Origin of the sequence: Mesorhizobium sp. M2A.F.Ca.ET.039.01.1.1, assembly GCF_003998035.1 — a bacterium.
Classification (GTDB): Bacteria; Pseudomonadota; Alphaproteobacteria; order Rhizobiales; family Rhizobiaceae; genus Mesorhizobium.
The window spans coordinates 1-2139 of record NZ_RZRY01000904.1; the positions used below are offsets into that span (position 1 = coordinate 1).

Annotated in this window: 2 protein-coding genes and 1 pseudogene; 2 read left to right on the plus strand and 1 reads right to left on the minus strand. The window is 62.7% G+C overall.

The window, feature by feature from the left end:
• Positions 1-586 (plus strand): ABC transporter permease subunit (locus EOA24_RS35345; protein ID WP_189354507.1); only part of this gene is annotated, 586 nt, incomplete at its 5' end.
• Positions 583-1413 carry an ABC transporter ATP-binding protein gene (locus tag EOA24_RS35350; protein ID WP_127410673.1) on the plus strand — a complete coding sequence of 277 codons (831 nt, stop codon included), beginning with the start codon at positions 583-585 and terminating at the stop codon, positions 1411-1413. The genes EOA24_RS35345 and EOA24_RS35350, both read left to right, overlap by 4 nt.
• Positions 1414-1574: 161 nt before the next feature.
• Here the strand turns inward: EOA24_RS35350 and EOA24_RS35355 are convergent.
• A pseudogene (locus EOA24_RS35355) lies at positions 1575-2139 on the minus strand (ATP-binding cassette domain-containing protein); the annotation flags it as partial.

Sequence of the window (2139 nt, forward strand, 5' to 3'; positions counted from 1 at the left end):
ACTGGCGAGCCTGGAGCGCGACCTGATTGGTTTTGCCTGTGGCAGTGTGGCCGGGATCACGCTTGGTTTGGCGATCGGGTTTTCCCGCATCATTGAACGCCTGCTCGGGCCGGTGCTGCTGGTACACCGTCAGATCGCCCTGTTCGCTTGGGTTCCCCTCATCTCGATGTGGTTCGGTGGCGGCGAGGCCGGCAAGGTCGTCTTCATCGCGCTCGCGGCGTTTCAGCCGGCCCTGATCAACACCTGGCAGGGAGTGTCCGGCATTCCGCGGAGCTATCGCGAGCTTGCCGACGTCCTGACCTTCGGCTGGTTCGACTTTGCCTGGCTCATCGCCATCCCGGGTGCGCTGCCGCAAATCTTCACGGGCCTGCATTCGGCGCTGATTTACGCCTGGACCGCTACGGTGGGCGCCGAGCTTCTGCTCAACATCGCACCCGGTCTCGGCGGGCGCATGAACGAGGGCCAGCACCTGTTCCACATGGATCTGCTGTTGCTGTGCATTCTGCTGCTCGGTGGCGTCGGCGTGGTCTTCAATGTCGTCGCTGGCGCCCTGGAGCATCGCCTTCTGCGCTGGAGAATCCCATGAGCGACCCTGTGGTCACGTCCGAACGGGGACGTCGCCAAAGCCACGCTTTGGAGATTGCTGATGTCAGCAAGAGGTTCAGGGTCGCCGGCCGGCAGGTCCAGGCCCTGTCGCATGTCCATCTTGCAGTCGGCGAGGGCGAGTTCGTCAGCATCGTGGGATCGTCGGGGTGCGGCAAATCCACTTTGCTGCGGCTGGTCCTCGGCCTCGACACTGATTATGACGGCGAGATCCGGGTCGATGGACAGAGGGTGGAACGGCCGGGTCTCGATCGCTCGATCGTTTTTCAGGAGCACAGGCTTTTGCCCTGGCTCAATGTCGAGGCCAATGTGGCGGCGGCGCTGCGCCAAAGCGGGTTGGCCACGGCTGAGCGGGGCCAACTCGTTCGCGACCATCTGCATCTCGTCGGCCTCGAGCAATTTGCCAAAGCCTATCCTGCCCAATTGTCCGGCGGCATGGCGCAGCGTGTGGCGATCGCCCGGGCGCTTGTCACCAAGCCGCGCTTTCTGCTGCTCGACGAGCCCTTCGGGGCCCTCGACGCTCTGACCCGGCTGCGCCTGCAGGACGAACTTCAAAGAATCGTCCGGAACGAGGGCACGACCGCCGTGCTCGTCACGCACGACGTCGATGAAGCAGTCTACCTTGGAGATCGGATCGTCGTCATGCATCCCCATCCCGGGCGGATCGCCACGATCCTACCCGTCACCGACGCAGTGTCCCGCGACCGCTCCGACCCGAATTTCATTGGCCTTCGCGACGAGGTGTTGTCCCGCCTCGGCGTGTCGCGAACCGGAAACGATGCTGCCGCCGAAGTTCGCCGCAGTGCCTGACCGCCGGCACTCAAAGCGGCTCTCGCCCTCGCTGAACAGGGAGAGTCGCAGTCCTGGCCAGCAACTGCCCTTGTTCGTTCCGTCCCAAGCCGGAGGCCATAAATTCCCGAGTTCATGAACCGTTGAAGGGTGGGGGCTGCCGAGAGTCCCTCGACGCTCACTCACAAGCCCAAGGGAGAAAGCCGGGGCAAAGTATCCCCTCGCCTGTCGCTGTGAAGAAGTTGCAGGCAATGCTGTTTCAGGCGCATGAACTCGCCTGAGGCGATGATCTCGGTCATGCGCGGTCTCTCGAAAGGTACGGTGATTTCCTCTCGGATCCGGCCGGGCTGCGGCTGCATGACGATGATCCTGTCGGCGAGAAGCAGGGCTTCGTCGATATTATGGGTGACAAACAGAATTGTTTTGCGGAATTGCTCCCAGATATCGAGCAGCAATTCCTGCATCCGCAGCCGCGTCAGGGCGTCGAGCGCCCCGAAGGGCTCGTCCATCAGCAGGAGCCGTGGCTGGTTGACGAGAACACGCGCGATCTCGACGCGTTGCTGCATGCCGCCAGACAGCTGACCCGGATAGCGCCCTGCAAAGCCGTTCAGACCGACGAGATCGAGCATTTTCTCTGCCTCGAGACGCCGCTGCCCGCGCTTGACGCCGCGCATTTTAGGCCAAAAGCGACGTTGTCTCGCGCATTCTTCCACGGAAAAAGCGTGTGATGCTGGAAAACGATACCGC

Coding starts and splice junctions, on each gene's coding strand:
- EOA24_RS35350 (WP_127410673.1), top strand. CDS start 583: ATGAGCGACCCTGTGGTCACGTCCGAACGGGGACGTCGCCAAAGCCAC.